We start from the raw sequence: 3,113 nt of genomic DNA, 5'->3' as shown, positions 1-3,113 counted from the left end.
TGCGCCTGCCGTTCACGGCCATGCAGGCGCTCGCCGTGCTGCTCGGCCTGTTCCTCCTCACCTTTGCCGGCTTCGCCATCTTCAACAAGGATCCGCTCGGCGGCGAGCCGATGACGCGGATCGCCATCAGCGAGAAGGGCGCCGACAAGGCTGCCGACGAGAAGCCGGCCGCCGGCCAGGACAGCAAGCAAGCTAGCAAGCAGGACGGCAAGCACGACAGCCAGGAGGCGCCGAGGCAGGCCGCCCCCGGCGAGCAGAAGACCGTCACCATGATCGACGGCTCCACCGGCGCCCGCCACGACGTGGTGATCGGCGAGGACGCAGGCGACAAGGCCGGGGCCCCTTCGGCCCCGCCGCCGGTCATGGCCGGGATCAATCCAAAACTGCTTGAGAAGTCACGCTACGGCATGATCCCGGTGGTCGCCGACGGGCTGAAGCCGTTCAACGTCTATGCGGCGGACGCCGATCGCGCCAAGGCCGCCAAGATGCCCGTGGTCGCCATCGTGATCGGCGGCCTCGGCGTCGGCGCCGCCAAGACCGCCGATGCCATCATGAGGCTGCCGGCAGCGGTGACGCTGGCCTTCACGCCCTACGGCACCGATCCCGGCAAGCTCGCCGAACGGGCCCGCGCGCAGCGCCACGAGATCTTCCTCCAGATCCCGATGGAGCCCTACGACTTCCCCGACAATGATCCGGGACCGCAGACGCTGCTGACCTCGCTCAGCGCCGACCAGAACATGGACCGCCTGTACTGGCATTTCAGCCGGATGCAGGGCTATGCCGGCATCACCAATTTCATGGGCGCCCGCTTCGTCGCGACGGAGCCGGCGATGCAGCCGATCATCCGCGAGGCGGCCAAGCGCGGCCTCGGTTTCTTCGACGACGGCTCCTCGCCCCGCAGCATTGCAGCCCAGGCCGCGGCGAACCAGGCCATGCCATTCGGCAAGGGCGACATCGCGATCGACGTGGTGCCGACCCCGACCGAGATCGACCGCGCCCTGAACAAGCTCGAATCGGCGGCACGCGAGCGCGGCGCGGCTGTCGGCACCGCCTCCGCCCTTCCCGTCTCGATCGAGCGCATCGGCGCCTGGACCAAGACATTGGGCGACCGGGGTATCCTTTTGGTGCCATTGACAACCGCGATGCTGAAATCAAAATCCAGCTAAATCAACGGATTGGTACGGCACGGGTCCCGCGGGACCGGTCAAGCCGCAACCAGCAGCATGCGAGAGGTCTGGCGGAATGGCGCGTTACGAGGATCTGCCCTACCGGACCTGCGTCGGTGTGATGCTGATCAACACAGAGGGACGGGTGTTCATCGGCCGCCGCGCCGGCGGCATCGAGCATGTCGACGACACCCATGTCTGGCAGATGCCGCAAGGCGGCGTCGATCCCGGCGAGGACACCTGGGAAGCCGCCAAGCGCGAGCTCTATGAGGAGACCAGCGTGCGCTCGGTCGAGCGGCTCGGCGAGGTCCCGGACTGGCTCACCTACGACATTCCGCGCACGGTCGCCGGGCGCGCCTGGAAGGGCCGCTACCGCGGCCAGCGCCAGAAATGGTTCGCCGTGCGCTTCACCGGCAAGGACAGCGAGATCAATGTCGCCAATCCTGGCGGCGGCGGCCACAAGGCCGAATTCGTGAGCTGGCGCTGGGAACCGATGAAGAATCTGACCGGGCTGATCATTCCCTTCAAGCGCCCGGTCTATGAGCGCGTGGTGCAGGAATTTTCTGCGCTGGCGGACCAATAAATCGAATTGTCGTCCCGGCTTCGGTGCTAATGCACCCGGGAATGACGATGAGAGATTTGCGCGTGACGAATGAAAAGCCCTACCGCCCCAACGTGGGGATCGCTCTCTTCAACACCGAAGGCCGCGTGTTGATCGGCCATCGCTTCAAGGGCGACGGTCCCGAGATCATCCTGCCCGGCCTCGATTGGCAGATGCCGCAGGGCGGCGTCGACGACGGCGAGAATTTGCGCGATGCCGCGATGCGCGAGCTCTGGGAGGAGACCAGCGTCGTCAGCGCGGACTATCTCGGCGAGACCGATTGGCTCAGCTACGAATTCCCGCCCTATGACGGACCGCAGACGCATCGCCTCGCGAAGTTTCGCGGCCAGCGGCAAAAATGGTTCGCGCTGCGCTTCACCGGCAAGGATGACGAGATCGACCCGCTGACGCCGCGCAACGGCCAGCCCGCCGAGTTCGACGCCTGGCGCTGGGAGCGTCTGGACCGTGTTGCCGACGTCGTGGTGCCGTTCCGACGGGAGGTCTATCAAGCCGTCGCGCAGCAGTTCGCGGCCTTCGCAAACTGAAACCGCGAAATCAACCCCATGCACAGTAGAAGGCCGCCGCCGGCGCGGTGGGCTGTGGTTGTTGTGAAGCGATTGACACCGCGGAAGAAGTTCACAGCGCTGCGCAATCCGTCACGGGTGTCCAACCTCTCCCGCTTGCGGGGGAGGTCGGCGCGAAGCGCCGGGTGGGGGCTCTCTCCACCCAGGGAGTGTCCCGTTGCGGAGACACCCCCACCCCAGCCCTCCCCCGCAAGCGGGAGAGGGAGCGCATCTCGCGCCCGGCAGCGATCGGGCTCAATCAAAGCACGCGCTAATTAATCGGCCCCACCGTGAACGGGCCGAGCGCGATGACGTGGCAGTCGCTGTCGCGCTTGGCGCAGTCGGCGAGTGCGGAGGTGACGGCGGCCTTGAGGCCGAGGCCTGGCCGGCCCGCGGTGCCGACCGCGACCGCGTTCCAGCCCATGCCGTCACCGAGCTTGCGCACGACCTCGCCGCGCGCATCCGCCATGATCGAGGCGTTGGAGGCGGCATTGAAGAAGCCGGTGATCCTGAACAGCGTCGGGATCGGCACGACGAAATTGTCGTCGATCGCGACCACGAGGCACGCCACGCCGGCAATCGCGCCGCACGATTCCAGCGAACGGCGCGCTGCATCTTCGGCGGACGAGGCGCCGAGCACCATGAAATATTGTCCGCCGGGGCCGAGCGCAACCGAGCGGGATTTCGCCGCCGGCACGAACATGTTCTCGAGCCGGACCTTTTGCGGTTCGCGCACCATCGGAAACTCCTTCGATGCGAAGCTCCGCTCGGTCATGGCGTCGT

General features: G+C 66.7%; 3 protein-coding genes and 1 pseudogene. 3 read left to right on the top strand and 1 reads right to left on the bottom strand.

All coding sequences use genetic code 11. The annotated features are described in order from the left end of the window. From IC66_RS0127980 to IC66_RS0127970, 3 genes are all read left to right on the top strand, one after another. Positions 1-1,166 (top strand): divergent polysaccharide deacetylase family protein (locus tag IC66_RS0127980; protein WP_038949883.1); only part of this gene is annotated, 1,166 nt, incomplete at its 5' end. Positions 1,167-1,242: 76 nt separating this feature from the next. Then, the gene (locus IC66_RS0127975; RefSeq protein WP_028139202.1) at positions 1,243-1,749 is read left to right on the top strand and encodes an RNA pyrophosphohydrolase; all 507 of its coding nucleotides are present in this window, start codon (positions 1,243-1,245) and stop codon (positions 1,747-1,749) included. Between the two features lie 62 nt (positions 1,750-1,811). Continuing rightward, entirely contained in the window at positions 1,812-2,312 is a 501-nt protein-coding gene (locus IC66_RS0127970; RefSeq protein WP_038949882.1) for an RNA pyrophosphohydrolase, read from the top strand. Between the two features lie 289 nt (positions 2,313-2,601). On the opposite strand, the pseudogene IC66_RS0127965 reads toward IC66_RS0127970, so the two are convergent. Beyond that, positions 2,602-3,113: pseudogene (locus tag IC66_RS0127965) on the bottom strand (adenylate/guanylate cyclase domain-containing protein); the annotation flags it as partial.

This window comes from Bradyrhizobium genomosp. III, assembly GCF_000261705.1.
Classification (GTDB): Bacteria; Pseudomonadota; Alphaproteobacteria; order Rhizobiales; family Xanthobacteraceae; genus Bradyrhizobium; species Bradyrhizobium ottawaense.
This window is presented reverse-complemented; position numbering and strand designations above follow the sequence as displayed.

Coding starts and splice junctions, on each gene's coding strand:
- IC66_RS0127975 (WP_028139202.1), top strand. CDS start 1,243: ATGGCGCGTTACGAGGATCTGCCCTACCGGACCTGCGTCGGTGTGATG.